This window comes from Dactylosporangium sp. NPDC049140 (assembly GCF_040648435.1).
In genome coordinates this window covers 338,749-356,152 of the sequence record NZ_JBEZDS010000002.1, presented here as the reverse complement: position 1 = coordinate 356,152, position 17,404 = coordinate 338,749, and the positions used below count along the sequence as shown (strand labels likewise).

Genomic DNA, 17,404 nt, shown 5'->3' with positions numbered 1-17,404 from the left:
AACGCGCAGACGCGGACGCGGCAAGAGGGCACGGGCGCCCAGCCGCGGATCGGCGGACGCGGCCGAGCCTCGCAAACCTGGACGCAGACGCGGCGTCGGCGCACCGTCGGTGCAGGTCGAGCCAGGTCGGCCCCGCTCAGACCGCAGAGACGCAGCCCAACATCGGACTGGTGGTCCCTGGTTCGGCGCCGCTCGGTCGCGCACGATGAAAGGCATGAACCGGGTACAGCTGGCCGAGTTTCTCAAGGACCGGCGCGCACGAGTGGGCCCAGCCGAGGCCGGCCTCCCCGTCGGCGTACGGCGCCGCACGCCCGGGCTTCGCCGCGAAGAAGTCGCCCAGCTCGCCGGGATCTCGGTGGACTACTACGCGCGGCTCGAGCAAGGCCGCGGGCCCCACCCGTCGCGCCAGGTGCTCTCCGCGCTCGGCCGCGCGCTGCGGCTCTTCGAGGACGAGCGGGCTTACCTCTTCCGGCTCGCCGGCGAGCAGCCGGGGCCGCCCGCCGGGGCCAGTCGCGTCGTGCCCGCCGGGATCATGCACCTGCTCGAGCGCCTCGACGACACGCCCGCGTTCGTCATCGATGCGAAGTACGACCTGCTCGCGTGGAATCAGATGGCGATCCGGCTCATGGGCGAGCCTCCGGCCGAGCGGAACATGATCTGGAACGCGTTCTGCGGGCCGATGCCGATCGGCCCGGGCGCCAGTGCCGAGTTCCGGTCGTTCGCCGACGAGTCGGTGGCCGATCTGCGGGCCGCGTCCGTGCGGTACCCGGACGACGAGGGCATCCGCGCGCTGATCGAACGGCTCCACGCGGCCAGCCCCGAGTTCACCCGGCGCTGGAACCAGCACCACGTCTGTGTGCGGCGGACCACGGTCAAGACGTTGACCCATCCGCAGTACGGCGAGCTCGAGCTCGAATGCCAGGTGCTCCACGCCGACGACAGCGGGCAGCGCGTGGTCTTCTACACGGCCGCGCCCGGCTCACGAACGGCGGACGTCCTCTGTGGGCTGCGAGAGCGGGCCGGAGTGTGACAGCGTCTCGTCCGGATCAATCCGCCGCGTGGCATCGTCGGCGCGGACCCCGGACCCGTGCCGGTCGCCGGGGCCCGCGTCGGCGCGAACCCCGGACGGCTGGCGATCGAGCGGGGTGACGGGGTCGGCCCCGTCCTCCGAGAGGCGCCGAGTAGCGTCCGGCCCCACGAGCTGCGTGGCCTTCGTCGACTCGTGGCTGAGCCGTCGCGCCACCAGCGCCGCCTGCCGGGCCAGCCCGAAGGCGACCCCCGGGACCAGCGGCAGCAGCCAGTCCGCGACCACCCCGGTCGCCGGGAGGTGCACGATGACCAGGGCCGCGAACCCGACCACGCCGCCCTGCACGAGGCCCCGCCACGCGGCACGGCCCGCGGCCGAGGCGACCTCGCGGCGCGGGGTACGGGCGTTGAGCTCGTCGGCGGCGGCGAGGTCGCGGCGGCCGAAGTTGAAGCCGGCGACCCCGGCCGCGACGGAGAGCCCGAGCACGGTGGCGGCGAGCCAGCTGCGGGTGAAGAAGTACCCCAGCCCCAGCACGGCCCCGCCGGAGACCACGGCGACGAGGGCGCGCAGCCACTCCTTCTTGTCGCCGGGGTACCAGTAGTAGCGAGTCGTGTTCGGCCCGATCTGCCGGATCATCTGACCCATGCGACCGCCCCCACGTGAACCCGGAAAAGGATAATCAGAACAGTACCGTCGCGAACGTGCCAACCTGCTCGAATCCGCAGCGTTCGTACACACGGCGGGCAGGCAGGTTGTAGTCGTTCACATACAGGCTGACCGATGGTGCCACGCGGCGCAACGCATCGCGCACCACGGCCGCGATCCCGGCCGTCGCGAGGCCGTTCCCGCGCAGCTCCGGGTCGGTCCAGACGCCCTGGATCTGGGCGGTGTGCCGGGTTACGACGGCGAGCTCGGCCTTGAACACGACCTTGCCGTGGTGGAAGCGCGCGTACGCCCGCCGGGCCCGCACCAGCTCCCCGATCCGCTCGCGGTAGGAGCGCTCCCCGCCGTCGGCGGTCGGAGAGACCCCGACCTCCTCGGTGTACATGGCGACGGCCGCGGGGAAGAGCATGTCGATCTCGTCGGGGCGCACGAGGCGGACGTTCGGGTCGGGCGCGATCGGCGACGGGTTGCTGATCGCCATGAGCGGCTGGTTGGGGCGCACGTCGCGGGCCGGGCCCCAGGTGGGCGCGAGGTGCGACCAGAGCCCGAGGACCGCGTCGGCCGCGCCCACGATCGACGAGCAGCCGCGCGGCTCGCCGGCGACCATCTCGGCGAAGGCGGCGACGGCGGCGGACGTGGCGTGCACGGGGATCAGGTTCGCCCCGACCCAGCACAGCGACTCGAGGTTGCGGCGGGAGCCGTACCCGAAGATCCGCGCGTCCTGCCGCCACCAGGCGAGCCCGGCCATGGAGACCCGCTCGGTCACCTGGGCACCCCCGAACGGGTCCCGATCGAGCAGGCGTTCGACCGATCCCCGCTCGGCGTCGCCGAGCAGCCGCGCAGCCACCGTCAGCATGTCTACCAGCCTGCCAGATCCAGCCGAAGATGGCTGCACATACCCCACGCCCCGGTGAAGCGGCGGAGACGAACGTCAGTGCACGGTCACCGAAGGGCCGAGACCCTGCAGCTCCTCGGGCATCTCCACGCCCATCTCCTCGGCCAGCCGCAGCGCCTCCTCGACGAGGGTCTCCACGATCTGCGACTCGGGCACCGTCTTGATGACCTGGCCCTTGACGAAGATCTGGCCCTTGCCGTTGCCGGAGGCGACGCCCAGGTCGGCCTCGCGGGCCTCGCCGGGGCCGTTGACGACGCAGCCCATCACGGCGACCCGCAGCGGCGCCGGGAAGCCGTCGAGCGCGGCACTGACCTGGTCGGCGAGGGTGTACACGTCGACCTGGGCCCGCCCGCAGGAGGGGCACGAGACGATCTCCAGGCCGCGCTCGCGCAGGCCGAGGGACTCGAGGATCGCCTGGCCGACCTTGATCTCCTCGACCGGCGGGGCGGAGAGCGAGACCCGGATGGTGTCGCCGATGCCCTCGGCGAGCAGCGCGCCGAAGGCGACGGAGGACTTGATGGTGCCCTGGAACGCCGGGCCGGCCTCGGTGACGCCGAGGTGCAGCGGGTACTCGCACTGCTCGGCCAGCTGCCGGTACGCCCGGATCATCACGACCGGGTCGTTGTGCTTCACGGAGATCTTGATGTCGCGGAAGCCGTGCTCCTCGAACAGCGAGCACTCCCAGAGCGCCGACTCGACAAGGGCCTCGGCGGTCGCCTTGCCGTGCTTCTCCAGCAGCCGCTTGTCGAGGGAGCCCGCGTTCACGCCGATGCGGATCGGCACCCCGGCGCCGGAGGCCGCCTTCGCGATCTCCTTGACCTTGTCGTCGAACTGGCGGATGTTGCCCGGGTTGACGCGGACCGCGGCGCAGCCGGCGTCGATGGCGGCGAAGACGTACTTCGGCTGGAAGTGGATGTCGGCGATCACCGGGATCTGCGACTTCTTCGCGATCGCGGGCAGCGCCTCGACGTCGTCCTGGCTCGGCACCGCGACCCGGACGATCTGGCAGCCGGACGCGGTCAGCTCGGCGATCTGCTGCAGCGTTGAGTTGACGTCCGCGGTGAGCGTGGTGCACATGGACTGCACCGAGACCGGGGCACCGCCGCCCACGGGGACGGAGCCGACCATGATCTGACGGGACCTGCGCCGGGGTGCCAGCGGGGGCGGGGGCACAGCGGGCAGGCCAAGGCTGACAGCGGTCATGAAAGAGGCGCCCTTACTTCAGCGTGATCGGGTTGACGAAGTCGGCGGTCACCGTCAGCAGGACGAAGACGCCGAGGACACCTATCACGGCCAGGGTGATAGGCGCCAGCTTGTAGTAGTCGACCCGACCGGGATCGGGCTTGCCCAGGCGGGCGGCGATCCACGAGCGGACTCGTTCGAACCAGGCGATCGCGATGTGCCCGCCGTCCATGGGCAGCAGCGGGAACAGGTTGAAGATGCCGAAGAACAGGTTCAGGGTGGCGAACAGCGACAGCAGTGACGCCCAGTCCCCGAGCTCGAACAGCTCCCCGCCGATGCGGCTGGCGCCGACGACGCTGACCGGGGTGTTCGGGTCGCGCTTCTCGCCGAGGATCGCCTTGAACAGGTTGGGGATGCGCTCGGGGATCTGCTTGAACGACGCGAACGTACGCTCGACGAGCGTCGCGGTGGCCGACGCGGTCTGGCTCACCCCGTCGACCGGGCCGTAGCGCAGGGTCGGCAGGTCGCTGCTGCGGATGTCGACCGTGATGCCGAGCATGCCGCCGCGCTCGAGGTCGTCCGGCGTGATCTGGTCGGCGGTCTTGTTGGGGTCGATTGTCGACTTGACCCGCTGGGCCTCGGGGATCGCGGCGGTCCCGCTGAGGGTCTGCTCGCCCCGCTTGTACTGCACCGTCACGGTCTTGCCCACGTCGGACTTGAGCTCGTCGCGCAGCGCCTGGTTGCCGCCGATGGACCGGCCGTCGATGGCCAGGATGATGTCGCCGGGCTGCAGGCCGAGCTGGGCGGCCGGGCTCTGCGGGTCGCTGTTCGGGTCGCAGGCCTTCTGGCTCTTCGTGCTCGGGTCGTACTGGAACGTCGGGCTGACGCACTGGCTGATCGAGCCGACGCGCACGGGCACCTGGTTGGCCTTGCTCCCGTCCGGGATGCCGACGAACGAGAACAGGATCCACAGCGTGATCAGGGCCAGCGCGAAATGCGTGATCGAGCCGGCGGCCATGACGATCGTGCGCTTCCACACGGGGAACCGCCACATGGCCTTCGGGTCGTCGGCCCCGGACTTGCCGGTCTCGGGGTCGATGTCCTCTTCCTGCGGCGTCATCCCGACGATCTTGACGAACGCGCCGAACGGGAGCGCCTTGAGCCCGTACTCGACCCCGTTACGCTTGAACGCGAAGATCGTCGGGCCGAAGCCGATGAAGTAGCGGGTCGCCTTCATGCCGAACCAGCGGGCGGACCAGAAGTGTCCGGCCTCGTGGATCGCGACGGCGATCAGGATGCCCAGTGCGAACAGGACGATCCCCAGCACGAAGGTCATTCGGCCCCTCTCCGGTCGGCGCCCGCGGCGATGAGCGCACGGGCGTGGGCCCGCGCCCAGGACTCGGCGGCGAGCACGTCATCGACGGTACCTGGTTCCGCGAAATCCGGTGCCTCGGCCAGGGTCCGCTCCAGCGTCTCCACGATGCCGAGGAAGGGCAGATCACCGGCTGTGAACGCGGCCACACACTCCTCGTTGGCGGCGTTGTAGATCGCGGGGCGGCAGCGCCCGGCCGCGCCGGCCGCCTTGGCCAGGGCGACCGCGGGGAACGCCTCCTCGTCGAGGGGCCGCAGCTCCCAGGTGTGGGCCTGGGTCCAGTCGACCGCCGGCGCGGCGTCGGCGACCCGGTCGGGCCAGCCGAGCGCGAGGGCGATCGGGATGCGCATGTCGGGCGGGCTGCACTGGGCGAGCGTGGAGCCGTCGGCGAACTCGACCATCGAGTGGATCACCGACTGCGGATGGACCATGACGCTGATGTCGGCGTAGGGCACGGCGAACAGCTCGTGCGCCTCGATCACCTCGAGCCCCTTGTTCACCAGGGTGGCGGTGTTGATGGTGACGACGGGGCCCATGTTCCAGGTGGGGTGGGCGAGCGCTTCGGCGACGGTCACGTCGCGCAGCTGGTCGCGGGTCCGGCCGCGGAACGCCCCGCCGGAGGCGGTGAGCACCAGCCGGCGTACCTCGCCGCGGGCACCGCCGCGCAGGCACTGGGCGAGCGCCGAGTGCTCGGAGTCGACCGGGACGATCTGCCCCGGCTTCGCGGCCGCGCGCACCAGGGGGCCGCCGGCGACAAGCGACTCCTTGTTGGCCAGCGCGAGGGTGCGCCCGGCGCGCAGGGCGGCGAGGGTGGGCGCGAGGCCCAGGGAGCCCACGACGCCGTTGAGCACGGTGTCGCCCGGCCACTGGGCGAGCTCGGCCATCGCGTCGGGGCCGGCGAGGATCTTCGGGAGCTTGAAGTCGCCGGTGGCCCAGCCGCGGCGCTGGGCCTCGGCGTAGAAGGCGAGCTGGAGATCCTGGGCGACGCTGGCCCGGGCGACCCCGACGGCCTCCACGCCGAGCTCGAGCGCCTGGGCGGCGAGCAGGGCGACGTTGCCGCCGCCGGCGCCGATCGCCACGACCCGGAAGCGGTCCGGGTTGCGTTTGACGATGTCGATGGCCTGCGTACCGATGGATCCGGTCGATCCCAGCAGCACGATCTCGCGGGGGGTCACACCCCCATTGTGTCAGGCCGGGGCCGGGCGGCGCCCGAGGCCGTACCGAGACGTCCGTCCTTTGTGGATCTACGCGGAGGAGCGGCCGGCAGTCTCCCCCCGCCGGCCGCTCTCCATCAGGGCCTCGACTGCTCCCGCCGGACATCCTCAACAGCGGTCTGAGCTGGGCCTGTACGACGCACGCCGAGCGTGCCCCCATGAGTCAGCGCGGTGAATCCCAGATGCCGTCCCCGTTCGTACGCATGTATTAATTATAGATCATCATTAAGTGCGGGGCAAACGATTTACTAGGGCGTCAGGCGGTGCAGATCGCGCGGGAACAGCGTGGTCTCGCGCACGTTCGCGGCCCCGCAGAGGCGGGCCAGGAACCGCTCCAGGCCGATCGCGAACCCGCCGTGCGGAGGCATCCCGTGCCGGAACGCCTCCAGGTAGCCCTCCAGCCCCGCGGCCTGCTCGCCGAGCACGGCGACATAGTCGGAGTACCGATGCCGCCGCTGCCCGCCGGTGACCAGCTCCAGGCCCCGGAAGAGCAGGTCGAAGGAGTTGGACCAGCGGGGCTCGGAGGGCTGCGGGTGCGTGTAGAACGGGCGCTTGGCCATGGGGTAGCCCTCGACGTACACGAAGTCCGAGCCGTGCTCCCGCAGCGCCCACGCGCCGAGCGCGCGCTCGTGCTCGGGGGCGAGGTCGGGCTCGTCCGGGTCGGCGCCCGCGAGCCGGAGGGCCTCGGCGAAGTGCACGACGGGAATTTCCTGCGGCATTTGTACCTCGCTGAGCCCGGCCGCCTCCGTCATGGCCCGCACGACCCGGGTCAGGACCGCCATCACGTCGCGGTGGTCGCGGACGAACCCGAGCTCGGCGTCGAGCGACAGGTACTGGGCGAGATGGCGCGACGTGTCGTGCGGCTCGGCCCGGAAGACCGGCGCGACCTCGTAGACGCGCTCGAACACCCCGACCATCGCCTGCTTGTAGAACTGCGGGGACTGGGCCAGGTACGCCGGGCGCCCGAAGTAGTCGAGGGCGAACACGTTCGCGCCACTCTCGGTGGCGGTCCCGACGATCTTCGGGGTGAAGATCTCGGTGAAGCCGAGCCCGTCGAGCGTGGCCCGGAAGGCTCCGACCGCGGCCGCGCCCGCGGCGAACACGGCCCGGCGGGCGGGGTGGCGCAGGGTGACGGCGGCGTGGTCGAGCAGCGCCGGCAGGCCCGCCTCGAGCTCGGGGCGGAACAGCTCGACCGGCGGCGGCTCGGCCTCCGAGAGCACCTCGAGCGCGCCGTACGCGACCTCGTGACCGCCCGGCGCGGCCGCGTTGGCCACGACGGTGCCGGTGACCTCGACCACGGACTCCTCGGGGGGCACGGGCACGCCGGCGGGGACCACGACCTGGGCCAGGCCCGCGCGGTCGCGCACGATGAGGAACGTGACGCGGGCCAGCACCCGGCGGCGATGGACCCACCCGGCGAGCCGGATCGACTCCCCCGTGTGCTCGGCGATCTCGGTGGACAGCACGCGGTACGACATGGAAAAACACCTCCTGGGAAGGGACGCTCCCCGGAGGTGTGGGCGATGGGGCCGGTCGCGGTGCCACCACACCTTCACCGCGGCGGCTTGCCGCGGCCTCTCGCCCGTGCGCCGGGCCACGCGGCGGGGCATCCACGGCGGTCGTCACCCGCCCGCCCCGCATCTAGGAGTGTGGCGGGTTTGTGATTTCGCCGCGACGGGAATTTCCGGACGAGTGAGCAGCACTCGGCAGGTGCCGGAGACCCGCACGATGGCGCGGGACGAGCTGTCCGCCGACGACGCGTGGCAGGCGCTGCGCCACCACGGCGGCTGGCGGCTCTTCCGCGAGGCGTTCCTGCGCTTCCGGTACGGCGACGGGTTCAGCCACTCCCGCGCGCTCGGCCTGCAGCTGTGCCTCGCGATCGTGCCGTTCCTGATCGCCCTGTCCGGCCTGGCCGGCAAGCTCGGCGTCGGTCAGGGCGGGGCAGTGGTGGCCGACACCGTGCTCGCGCTCACCCCCGGCGCCAGCGAGCAGGTCGTCCACGACCTCCTCACGCCCGGCGGCTCGGAGAAGGCGGGCGAGGTCGCGCTGCTGCTGGGCCTGCTCACGGGCCTCCTCGCGCTCACCACCGCGATGGCGCAGATCGAGCGGGGCGCCAACCGGATCTACGGGGTGGAGCGGGACCGGCCGGCGCACCTGAAGTACGCCCGCGCCGCCGTGCTCGCCGCGGTCGCCGGGCTGCCCGCCCTGGCCGGATTCCTGATGCTCGTCGCCGGGGACGCCCTCGGTTCGTCGCTGCGGATGCGGTACCCCGGCTGGGGCGGCCCGGTCGCGGCGGTGTGGCTGGTGGTCCGCTGGCCGGCGAGCGTCCTGCTGGTCGTGTGCGCGGTCGCGGCCATCTTCCGGTTCGCGCCCCGGCGCCGCCAGCCGGCCTTCTCGTGGCTGCTGCTGGGCGCCGCGCTGTCCACGGCGCTGTGGTGGGGCATCAGCGCCATGCTGGCCCTCTACGTGCAGGGCAGCGGGGCGTTCGGCGCCACCTACGGCTCGCTGACCGGCATCATGGCCCTACTCCTGTGGGCGAACGCGACGGGCGTCGTGCTCTTCTTCGGCATCGCCTTCGGCGCCCAGCTCGAGGCCCGCCGCGTCGGCGTGCCCGGCCCGGTGATGCCCGACCGCTGGGCGCCCCCGGGCGTCGAGGAGGCCCCATCGGCGCCCGGGCCGAAGCCCGCCGGGGCGGCGTCCCAGCCCCGGTGATGCCCCACCGCTGGGCGCCCCCGGGCGTCGAGGAGGCCCCATCGGCGCCCGGGCCGGTCAGCTCCGGGCGGTGACCTCGGCCCGCTTGGTCGTCTCCACCCGTACCGCCCCCAGGTCGGCCCGCCGCCCGGCCGCGCTGCCCGCCTCGAAGCCCCCGCCGCTCAGCCGTCGCCGGCGACCGGCCCGGACGTTCGGGTACTCCGCCTCGACGGCCAGGTCCACCGCGCGGTCGCGGTCGGCCAGGACCAGCGCGGTGCCCGGCGCCGGCGGCTCCTCGGCCCGGGCCGCCTCCGCGGCGAAGCGCTGCTGCACCGCCGAGCCGAACCCGACAAGCCACGAGCGCCGCCACGCGGCCGCCTGCTGCCCGTCCGGGACGGCCTCCCGCAGCAGCCCGCGCGCCGCCTGCACCAGCAGCGAGGCGAACAGCAGCTCGACGCCGGCGACGTCGGACTCGAAGCCGAAGAGGTGCACCGACACCCGCAGGCCGTCGGCGGTACGCCGCTCGAGCCGGATCGACCGGCAGCGCAGCGCGGCCGCCACGATGTGCAGCAGGTACGCCTTCTCCCGCAGGTAGGGCGCGGACAGCTCGACGAGCCGGTTGCCGACCACCGGCGCGCGCTCGGCGCGGGCGTCGAGCAGGGCCTGGTCGATGCCGTACTTCGCGATGAGCGCCAGGGCCTTGGCGGTGAGCGCCTCGGCCTCCTCCGGCGTGCAGGCCGGGTCCTCCGCCTTGGCCAGCAGCTTGCGAACCTTGTCGAGCAACCCTTACTCGCTCGCGACCGGCGCGGCCGCGGCGATGCTCGCGTCCGCGGCGCTCCCGTCGGCCGCGCTCGGCGCCGGGGTGCCGGCCGGCCGGGACCGCAGCTCGTGGCCCACGCTGGTGAGGCAGCGGCCGCTGGCCAGGTCGAACTTCCAGCCGTGCAGCTGGCAGGTCAGGGTGTTGCCGTCGACGATGCCGAAGCGGGTGAGGTCGGCCTTGAGGTGCGGGCAGCGGCGCTGGACGATCCAGTCGCCGAGCTTGATGTCCTCGGCGTCGGGCTTCTGCTCGGCGTACCAGCCCTCCGCGTACTGCAGCCGCTCCTCGGACAGGCACTTGAAGAACGCGTAGACGAACTCGTTGTACTGCCCGATGCGCGCGGCCGAGAACCGGCAGGACAGGAACAGCGAGTTGACCCAGTCGACCTCCCCGATGAACAGCAGGTGCTCGACCAGCGCGCGATCGGTGCGGAAGCGGTACCGCACCTTCTCGTCGGCGTAGGCCCGCACCTGCTTGCCGGGGAAGTCCACCACGATCGACTCGACCGACTCGCCGTCGTAGCCGACCAGGTCGAAGCGCACCGGGCCGCCGACGCCGTTGGCCAGGTAGATCGACTCGTCCAGCAGCGGCTCGATGCGCCGCTGCATCTCCTTGAGCACGTCGACCTCGGGGTGGCGCCAGCTCGCCTTGGCCGCCTCGATCACCGGCTTCTTGCGCTCGCGCATCTCCTCGAGGTGCTCGCGCTTGTGCGCGAAGAACTCCTCGACGTCGGTCGGGTGGGTGGTGACCGCCGAGTCCGCGGTGAGCTCCATCACGGAGCCGGGCAGCAGCACCGTCGAGTTCGTGCCGCCGGCCTTGGCGTACTCCTGCTGGAACACCCACTGGTCCGGGAAAATGTTGCCCTCGTCACCGAAGATGTCGTTGAACTGCCAGAGCTCGTCGTCGAGGAAGCACGGCGGCCCGGCGATCGGCACGACGTTCGCGGCCCTCAGGTCGTCGATGTAGCGGAAGGTCCGGTCGAACTGCCTGTCGCGCTTCTGCTTGCCGAACGCGCGCTTGGCCGCCTCGGGCAGCTCGTACACCATCGGGTACCAGATCGCGCCGGAGAACTGCAGCAGGTGCGCGTGGACCGGCCCGAGCGCGTTGAAGACGGTCAGGTCCGTCGGGCGCGCGTCGTTCTGGTTGAGAATCCGGACGCCGTCGTACTCCACCCAGAGCGCCGAGTCGCCGATCGGCCCGTCGGTCGGGGAGGTCAGGGCCTGGACCATGATCTTGAGGCCGCCGTCGAGCTCGTGCACCTGCTCCGACTTCGTCTCCAGGAACCGCGTGAAGCCCAGCGCCTCCAGCTCGTCGCGCATCTCGCTGGTCGGGAACTCCGGCAGCAGCACGGTCGCCCGCTTCGACACGAACCGCTTGAGGTGCTCGGCGTCGAAGTGGTCCCGGTGCAGGTGGGAGACGTAGAGGTAGTCGCAGTCGCCGAGCGCTTCCCAGTCCAGCAGCGAGTTGTCCGGGAAGGGGAACCACGACGCGAAGTAGGCGGGGTTGACCCACGGGTCGCACAGGATGCTCCCGGCCGGCGTGTCGATGCGCAGGCTGGCGTGGCCGGTCCCGGTGATCCGCACCGCTGTCCTCCTCGATCGGTACCGCAGATTGCGCGATCGACGCTACCCGACCGACCCGCAACCGTCCGGGCCGGTGCCGCATGCCAGACTCAGTACGGAAGTTCCGGCCGCCCAGCGCGGCACCCTGTTTGTCGCAGCCCGAAAGGACGAGCCGTGTCCGAGCACGAGCCAGTGACCTCACCCGACCAGCTCAAGCCGGGTCACCCGCGCGCGGCCCGCGCCGGTGCCGCCATTTCGGCGCTGATCCTGCTCACCATGCTCGTCGGCAACCACCGCGGCCGCGTCGAGGACATCTTCCTCATCGCGGGCGCCGGCCTGCTGATCCTCGCCCTCGTCGGCGACTGGGTCCTGCGCCGCAACGGCCTGCGCTGATGTGATCGCAATTCGTCACGCTGGGTAATGACGAGTATCTGTCGTATTTCGAACTGTGCAAATGATTGAGGGCGCGTCCGGCCGAGCCGGACGCGCCCTCTTCAGCTTTGGGCCACGAGTCAGCGACGCCGTGTGACGATGTCGCGGACCTCCTTCAGCGCCGCGTCGACCTCGGCCTCGAAGTAGCCGCCGGGCACCAGGTTGAAGTGCGACGGGTCGAGGTCGCCGTCGGTCAGCGGGCCGCCGCGGCCGGTCAGCGAGGCCATGACGCCCTCGAAGAGCCGGTCGACCTGCGCCCGGTCGTAGCCGCTGCCGAAGCGGCGCAGCTGGAACGTGCGGCGCAGCTGGTCGATGCGAGCCACCTCGGTCGACTGGTGCTGCGGCGGGCCGCCCTGGGGGCCGCCGCCGCCGTACGGGTCGCCCTGCGGCGCGCCGTACGGGTCGCGCTCGGGCGGGGCGCCGTAGGGGTCACGGTCCGGGCCAGGGCCGCCGCCGTAGGTGGACGGCTCGGGCCGATCCATGCGGATCTCGGCCGTCATGTCGGCCCGAGGGGCGCGCGGGCCCTGGTCGTAGCCGCGGTCGTCGTCGAAGGCACCGCCGTAGGTGGGCTCGTCGTAGCGGCCGTAGCCGGGGCCACCCGGGCCGCCGGGCGGGCCGGCCGGGGGCTGCGTGGGCCGGGTCGGCAGCGGCGCGCCGGGCGGTGGCGGCGCGGGGCGCTCCATCGTGCGGTCGACCGGCCGGTCCATGCCCATGGTGCGGTCCGCGGGCCGCTCCATCGGCGGCGGACCCATGCGGTCCATGCCGGGCGGGCCCATGCGGTCGGGTCCGGGGGGACCCATGCGGTCGGGTCCGGGCGGGCCCATGCGGTCCATACCGGGGGGACCCATGCGGTCCATGCCGGGCGGCCCCATACGGTCCGGCCCGGGGGGACCCATGCGGTCGGGCCCGGGCGGGCCCATCCGGTCGGGCCCGGGCGGGCCCATCCGGTCGGGGCCCGGGGGCGGGCCCATGCGGTCGGGCGGCGGAGGCGCCATGCCGACGCGGTCGGGCATGCGCTGCGGCTCCATCCGCTCCGGCATCCGCTGCTGCTCCATGCGGTCGGGCATGCGCTGCTGGTCCATGCGCTCCGGCGCCATCCGCAGCTCGCCGCTGCGGGAGTCCAGGGCCCGGCCGAAGCCGCCACCGCCGCTGCCGCGCTCCTCGTGCTCGGCCAGCTGGCGCTCGACGCGGTCGAGGTGCAGGTCGACCTGCCACTCGTCGTAGCCGCCGAAGCGCACGCGGAAGACCACGTCGTGGACCTCCTGCGCGCTCACGGGCGCACCCATGGCGTCTCCGGAGAGGGTTGCCTCCACCCGGTCGAGGAACGAGTCGACCTCGTCGACCTTGTATCCCCGACGCATCGCACGGCGCCGGAACCGCTGACCCTGGCTCACTGTGTCTCCTCGTTCGCTCGCCGTGCTAGCAAGCCGTCCTCACGCTCTCCCACCTTGCCACCTCCGGAGGCCGCAAGCTGCCCGCAGGCTCCGTCAATCTCCCGACCACGGGTGTCACGCACAGTAGTGGAAACACCAGCGGCCCGGAGGCGCCGGACGAACTCCCGCTCGACCGGCTTGGGGCTCGCGTCCCATTGGCTCCCCGGTGTCGGATTGAGCGGGATGAGATTGACATGCGCGAGACGCCCGGACAAGAGCCGACCGAGCAGATCCGCCCGCCATGGATGGTCGTTCACATCCCGGATCATTGCGTACTCAATGGACACGCGCCGACCGGTGCGAGCCGCATACTCGAACGCGGCATCAAGCACTTCGGCGACCTTCCAACGTTGGTTGACCGGTACAAGCGTGTCGCGCAGATCATCATCGGGCGCGTGCAGCGACAGCGCAAGCGTCACCGACAGCCCCTCCTGCGTCAACCGGCGCATTGCGGGGACCAGCCCGACGGTCGACACCGTGATGTGCCGCTGGGACAGCCCCAGGCCCTCCGGAGCGGGCTCGGTCAGGCGACGGACCGCCGCCACGACCCGGTTGTAGTTGGCCAGCGGCTCGCCCATGCCCATGAACACGACCCGGGAGAGCCGGTCCGGGCAGCCGGGCAGCGCGCCGCGCGCGGCCAGCCCCGCGAACCACACGACCTGGTCGACGATCTCCGCCGTGGACAGGTTGCGGGTCAGGCCGGCCTGGCCGGTGGCGCAGAAGGGGCACGCCATGCCGCAGCCGGCCTGGCTCGACACGCACACGGTGACCCGGTCGGGGTACCCCATCAGCACGCTCTCCACCAGCGAGCCGTCGTGCAGCCGCCAGAGCGTCTTGCGGGTGGTGCCGTTGTCCGTGGCGAGCTCGCGCATGGGGTGCAGCAGCCGGGGCAGCAGCGTCCCGGTGATCGCCTCACGGGTGCGGGCCGGCAGGTCGGTCATCTCCTCCGGCTCGCGCACCAGGCGGCCGAAGTAGTGCGCGGAGACCTGCTGGGCGCGGAAGCCCGGCTCGCCCAGCTCGGTGACGGCGGCCTTGCGGCCCGCGAGATCGAGGTCGGCGAGGTGGCGCGGGGGCAGCGCGGCGCGGCGGCCGTCCGGGGTGGTGCCGGCCGCGCTGGAGGACAGGTTAAGTACGGGAAGCTGCGTCATGGCCGTTCCAGTGTCCCATGCCCGGCCTCATGATCTGTAAGACCGCTGGCCAGCACGGCCGGGCGACTCCGGGCGCCCGTTCTACCTGCTCCAGGGGACGAGGAAGGCCAGCACGGCATAAGCGGTGGGCAGCGCCAGCAGTACCGAGTCGAGCCGGTCCATCAGCCCGCCGTGCCCCGGCAGCAGGTTGCTCATGTCCTTCACGCCGAGGTCCCGCTTGATCAGCGACTCCCCGAGATCGCCCAGAACCGAGGCGATCGACACCGCGACGCCGAAGATCGCGCCGTGCCACCAGACGGCGTCGTCGAGCAGCAGCGGCAGGGCGATCGCGCTGCCGGCCCCGGTCCAGACGACCGACCCGGCGAACCCCTCCCACGACTTGGCCGGGCTGACCGACGGGGCCATGGGGTGCTTACCGAGAAAAACACCGGTGGCGTACCCGCCGGTGTCCGACAACACCACGGCGAGAATGGTCACCAGGACCCGCACGCTGCCGTCGTGGGCCGGATAGGCCAGGAGGGCCGCGAACGAGCCGAGGAAGGGCACGTACACGGCGATGAGCGCGCCGGCGGTCACGTCGCGCTGATAATGCGGAACCCCGTCGGCGAACCGCCAGACGAAGACGAGCAGCAGCGTGGCGATCAGCCCGAGCGGCAGCCGCTCGGCCCCGCCGAACCAGGCCAGCCCGACCATCAGCGGCGCGCCGAGGAGCAGCGGGACCAGCGGGGGGCGCGCCTTCTGCAGGCTGACCGCCCGGACCATCTCCCAGACGCCGATCATCACGGCCGCGATCACCAGGCCGAGGAACAGCCACTTCCACACGAACAGCGAGATGACGACGAGGCCGCCCATGCCGGCCCCGACCCCGATGGCGGCGGGCAGGTTACGCCCGGCACGACTCTTACGCGGCGCGGGCGCGGAGGCACTCGCGCCGTCGGCGGCCATCGCGGGCGCGGACGCGCCGTTTACGGGGGTCGCAGGCGCGGACGCGGCGTTTACAGAGGTCGCAGGCGCGGACGCGGCGTCGGCGGGCTTCGTGGGCGCGGAGGCGGCGTCGCTGGACGTGGCACGCGCGGGCGCGGCGTCGCCGGACGTGGCACGCGCGGGCGCGTCGTCGGAGGGCGTCGCGTCGTCGGCGGCCATTGCGGGCGCGGACGCGCCGTTGGCGGGCCTCACACGCGCGGAGGCGGCGTCGCTGGACGTGGCATGCGCGGACGCGTCGTCGGCGGGCTTCGTGGGCGCGGACGCAGCGTCGCCGGACGTGGCACGCGCGGACGCGGCGTCGGAGGGCCTCACACGCGCGGAGGCGGCGTCGCTGGACGTCGCGTCGTCGGCCGCCTTCGTGGGCGCGGACGCGGCGTCCGTGGGCGTCGCGCCGTTGGAGGGCGTCGCGGGCGCGGGCGCGGTGTTGGGGGGCGGGGTGGTGGGGGTGGGAGGCTCTTGAGGTACCGAAGCCGGCTCTTCCGCTTTTTGGTCTTCCGCGGGCGGCTCGGGCGCGGCATGGTCCTGCCGCGCCCGCGTCGATGACGGGCCGGGGGCCTTCTGAGCCCGGTCGAGATGGGCCATCAGACCTCGAGTAGCTCGGCTTCCTTGTGCTTGAGCAGCTCGTCGACCTGCGCGACGTACTTGTGCGTCAGGTCCTCGAGCTCCTTCTCCGCGCGGCGGACCTCGTCCTCGCCGGCCTCGCCGTCCTTGACGATGCGGTCGAGCTCCTCCTTGGCCTTGCGGCGCACGTTGCGGATCGCCACGCGGGAGTCCTCGGCCTTGTTGCGGGCCACCTTGATCATGTCGCGGCGGCGCTCCTCCGTCATCTGCGGCAGCATGATGCGGATCTGGGTACCCTCGTTGTTCGGGTTCACGCCCAGGTCGGAGTCGCGGATCGCCTTCTCCATCGCGTTGAGCTGCGACGCGTCGTAGGGCTTGATGATCGCCATGCGCGGCTCGGGAATCGCGATCGAGGACATCTGCGGCAGCGGGGTCGGGGTGCCGTAGTAGTCGACCATCACCTTGCCGAACATCGCCGGGGTGGCGCGGCCGGTGCGAATGACCGCGAACTCCTCCTTGGCGTGGTCGATCGCACGATCCATCTTCTCTTCGGCCTCGAAGAGTGTCTCTTCGATCACGGGGTCTGTCCTCCTCGATCCGGGACGGGCTCGGCGGTGATGAGCGTGCCGATCCTCTCACCACTCAGCGCGCGAGCGACGTTGTCCTCCCCCTCCGCGCCGAAGACCAGCATCGGCAGCGCGTTCTCCTGGCAGAGGCTGAACGCCGTCTGGTCCACCACCCGCAGCCCCTTGAGCAGCGCCTCGGCGAACGTGAGGCTGTCGAGCTTGCGGGCGGTCGGATCGGTGCGCGGGTCGGCGGTGTACACGCCGTCGACGCCGTTCTTGCTCATGAGCACGGTGTGCGCGTGGATCTCCAGCGCGCGCTGGGCCGCGACCGTGTCGGTGGAGAAGTACGGCAGGCCGGCGCCCGCGCCGAAGATGACGACGCGGCCCTTCTCCAGGTGGCGGATCGCCCGCCGGGGGATGTAGGGCTCGGCGACCTGGGCCATGGTGATCGCGCTCTGCACGCGCGTGTCGATGCCTTCCTTCTCCAGGAAGTCCTGCAGCGCCAGGCAGTTCATCACCGTGCCGAGCATGCCCATGTAGTCCGCGCGCGAGCGGTCCATCCCGGCCCGGGAGAGCTCGGCGCCGCGGAAGAAGTTGCCGCCGCCCACCACGACGGCGACCTGTACGCCGCGGCGCACGACCGCGGCGATCTGGCGCGCCATGCCGCGCACCACGTTGGGGTCGACGCCGACGGCGCCGCCTCCGAACACCTCACCGGAGAGCTTCAGCACGACACGCCGCGCCCCCAGCGGGGCGGGGGTCAGGGACTGCCTGGCCGCTTCGACGGCGGTGTTCGTCATCTGGGCACCCTTCTGTCTGCTTGTGGAAAGGGGGTCACGGTCTCCATCCGGTGGACC

16 protein-coding genes and 1 pseudogene are annotated in these 17,404 nt (G+C 72.2%); 4 read left to right on the top strand and 13 right to left on the bottom strand.

The window, feature by feature from the left end:
* Nucleotides 1-214 precede the first annotated feature (214 nt).
* Nucleotides 215-1,030, top strand: coding sequence for a helix-turn-helix transcriptional regulator (locus tag AB0B76_RS05295; protein WP_360369619.1), 816 nt, complete (start codon nucleotides 215-217; stop codon nucleotides 1,028-1,030).
* On the opposite strand, the gene AB0B76_RS05290 is transcribed toward AB0B76_RS05295, so the two are convergent.
* The 6 genes from AB0B76_RS05290 to aspS all read right to left on the bottom strand — a co-directional run bounded on the left by AB0B76_RS05290 (nucleotide 980) and on the right by aspS (nucleotide 7,831).
* A complete protein-coding gene (locus AB0B76_RS05290; protein ID WP_360369616.1) occupies nucleotides 980-1,663 on the bottom strand; it encodes a hypothetical protein in 684 nt (227 codons plus the stop codon). The two genes, AB0B76_RS05295 and AB0B76_RS05290, sit on opposite strands and share 51 nt — an antisense overlap.
* A gap of 43 nt (nucleotides 1,664-1,706) precedes the next feature.
* On the bottom strand, nucleotides 1,707-2,546 hold the full coding sequence (locus AB0B76_RS05285; RefSeq protein ID WP_360369613.1) for a GNAT family N-acetyltransferase: 840 nt from the start codon (nucleotides 2,544-2,546) through the stop codon (nucleotides 1,707-1,709).
* A gap of 75 nt (nucleotides 2,547-2,621) precedes the next feature.
* On the bottom strand, nucleotides 2,622-3,788 hold the full coding sequence (gene ispG, locus AB0B76_RS05280; RefSeq protein ID WP_360369610.1) for a flavodoxin-dependent (E)-4-hydroxy-3-methylbut-2-enyl-diphosphate synthase: 1,167 nt from the start codon (nucleotides 3,786-3,788) through the stop codon (nucleotides 2,622-2,624).
* 13 nt (nucleotides 3,789-3,801) lie between these two features.
* Nucleotides 3,802-5,103, bottom strand: coding sequence for a site-2 protease family protein (locus AB0B76_RS05275; protein WP_360369607.1), 1,302 nt, complete (start codon nucleotides 5,101-5,103; stop codon nucleotides 3,802-3,804).
* Nucleotides 5,100-6,296 carry a 1-deoxy-D-xylulose-5-phosphate reductoisomerase gene (gene dxr / locus AB0B76_RS05270; RefSeq protein WP_360370228.1) on the bottom strand — a complete coding sequence of 399 codons (1,197 nt, stop codon included), beginning with the start codon at nucleotides 6,294-6,296 and terminating at the stop codon, nucleotides 5,100-5,102. Before dxr ends, AB0B76_RS05275 begins: the two co-directional genes overlap by 4 nt.
* Nucleotides 6,297-6,601: 305 nt before the next feature.
* Nucleotides 6,602-7,831, bottom strand: coding sequence for an aspartate--tRNA(Asn) ligase (gene aspS, locus AB0B76_RS05265; RefSeq protein WP_360369604.1), 1,230 nt, complete (start codon nucleotides 7,829-7,831; stop codon nucleotides 6,602-6,604).
* 214 nt (nucleotides 7,832-8,045) lie between these two features.
* On the opposite strand from aspS, the gene AB0B76_RS05260 reads away from it, so the two are divergent.
* A complete protein-coding gene (locus AB0B76_RS05260; protein ID WP_360369601.1) occupies nucleotides 8,046-9,065 on the top strand; it encodes a YihY/virulence factor BrkB family protein in 1,020 nt (339 codons plus the stop codon).
* Nucleotides 9,066-9,122: 57 nt separating this feature from the next.
* On the opposite strand, the gene AB0B76_RS05255 is transcribed toward AB0B76_RS05260, so the two are convergent.
* Nucleotides 9,123-9,827, bottom strand: coding sequence for a DUF2786 domain-containing protein (locus tag AB0B76_RS05255; RefSeq protein ID WP_360369598.1), 705 nt, complete (start codon nucleotides 9,825-9,827; stop codon nucleotides 9,123-9,125).
* Between the two features lie 3 nt (nucleotides 9,828-9,830).
* Nucleotides 9,831-11,438: a Rieske 2Fe-2S domain-containing protein gene (locus tag AB0B76_RS05250; RefSeq protein WP_360370225.1), complete on the bottom strand. Its 1,608-nt coding sequence runs from the start codon at nucleotides 11,436-11,438 to the stop codon at nucleotides 9,831-9,833.
* A gap of 159 nt (nucleotides 11,439-11,597) precedes the next feature.
* Here AB0B76_RS05250 and AB0B76_RS05245 point away from each other — a divergent pair, with 159 nt between their 5' ends.
* On the top strand, nucleotides 11,598-11,816 hold the full coding sequence (locus AB0B76_RS05245; RefSeq protein WP_360369595.1) for a DUF2631 domain-containing protein: 219 nt from the start codon (nucleotides 11,598-11,600) through the stop codon (nucleotides 11,814-11,816).
* Nucleotides 11,817-11,935: 119 nt separating this feature from the next.
* Here the strand turns inward: AB0B76_RS05245 and AB0B76_RS05240 are convergent, their stop codons facing one another.
* From AB0B76_RS05240 to AB0B76_RS05230, 3 genes and pseudogenes are all read right to left on the bottom strand, one after another.
* Nucleotides 11,936-13,249 carry a DivIVA domain-containing protein gene (locus AB0B76_RS05240; protein WP_360369592.1) on the bottom strand — a complete coding sequence of 438 codons (1,314 nt, stop codon included), beginning with the start codon at nucleotides 13,247-13,249 and terminating at the stop codon, nucleotides 11,936-11,938.
* Nucleotides 13,246-14,436 carry a 23S rRNA (adenine(2503)-C(2))-methyltransferase RlmN gene (rlmN, locus tag AB0B76_RS05235; RefSeq protein WP_360369589.1) on the bottom strand — a complete coding sequence of 397 codons (1,191 nt, stop codon included), beginning with the start codon at nucleotides 14,434-14,436 and terminating at the stop codon, nucleotides 13,246-13,248. The genes AB0B76_RS05240 and rlmN overlap by 4 nt, the downstream gene beginning before the upstream one ends.
* Before the next feature lie 81 nt (nucleotides 14,437-14,517).
* A pseudogene (locus AB0B76_RS05230) lies at nucleotides 14,518-15,366 on the bottom strand (phosphatidate cytidylyltransferase); the annotation flags it as partial.
* Here AB0B76_RS05230 and AB0B76_RS05225 point away from each other — a divergent pair.
* On the top strand, nucleotides 15,287-15,880 hold the full coding sequence (locus AB0B76_RS05225) for a hypothetical protein (RefSeq protein ID WP_360370252.1): 594 nt from the start codon (nucleotides 15,287-15,289) through the stop codon (nucleotides 15,878-15,880). The pseudogene AB0B76_RS05230 and the gene AB0B76_RS05225 sit on opposite strands and share 80 nt — an antisense overlap.
* 121 nt (nucleotides 15,881-16,001) lie before the next feature.
* Here the strand turns inward: AB0B76_RS05225 and frr are convergent, their stop codons facing one another.
* Together frr and pyrH are read right to left on the bottom strand one after the other, a co-directional pair.
* A complete protein-coding gene (frr, locus tag AB0B76_RS05220) occupies nucleotides 16,002-16,559 on the bottom strand; it encodes a ribosome recycling factor (protein ID WP_360369586.1) in 558 nt (185 codons plus the stop codon).
* Nucleotides 16,556-17,347, bottom strand: a complete 792-nt coding sequence (gene pyrH, locus AB0B76_RS05215) for a UMP kinase (protein ID WP_360369583.1) — start codon at nucleotides 17,345-17,347, stop codon at nucleotides 16,556-16,558. Before pyrH ends, frr begins: the two co-directional genes overlap by 4 nt.
* Nucleotides 17,348-17,404: the final 57 nt, after the last annotated feature.

What these genes read in the sequence shown, in the direction of transcription:
- AB0B76_RS05295 (WP_360369619.1), top strand. Translation starts at nt 215, where the DNA reads ATGAACCGGGTACAGCTGGCCGAGTTTCTCAAGGACCGGCGCGCACGA.
- AB0B76_RS05290 (WP_360369616.1), bottom strand. Translation starts at nt 1,663, where the DNA reads ATGATCCGGCAGATCGGGCCGAACACGACTCGCTACTACTGGTACCCC.
- AB0B76_RS05285 (WP_360369613.1), bottom strand. Translation starts at nt 2,546, where the DNA reads ATGCTGACGGTGGCTGCGCGGCTGCTCGGCGACGCCGAGCGGGGATCG.
- ispG (WP_360369610.1), bottom strand. Translation starts at nt 3,788, where the DNA reads ATGACCGCTGTCAGCCTTGGCCTGCCCGCTGTGCCCCCGCCCCCGCTG.
- AB0B76_RS05275 (WP_360369607.1), bottom strand. Translation starts at nt 5,103, where the DNA reads ATGACCTTCGTGCTGGGGATCGTCCTGTTCGCACTGGGCATCCTGATC.
- aspS (WP_360369604.1), bottom strand. Translation starts at nt 7,831, where the DNA reads ATGTCGTACCGCGTGCTGTCCACCGAGATCGCCGAGCACACGGGGGAG.
- rlmN (WP_360369589.1), bottom strand. Translation starts at nt 14,436, where the DNA reads ATGACGCAGCTTCCCGTACTTAACCTGTCCTCCAGCGCGGCCGGCACC.
- AB0B76_RS05225 (WP_360370252.1), top strand. Translation starts at nt 15,287, where the DNA reads ATGCCGGCCCCGACCCCGATGGCGGCGGGCAGGTTACGCCCGGCACGA.
- pyrH (WP_360369583.1), bottom strand. Translation starts at nt 17,347, where the DNA reads ATGACGAACACCGCCGTCGAAGCGGCCAGGCAGTCCCTGACCCCCGCC.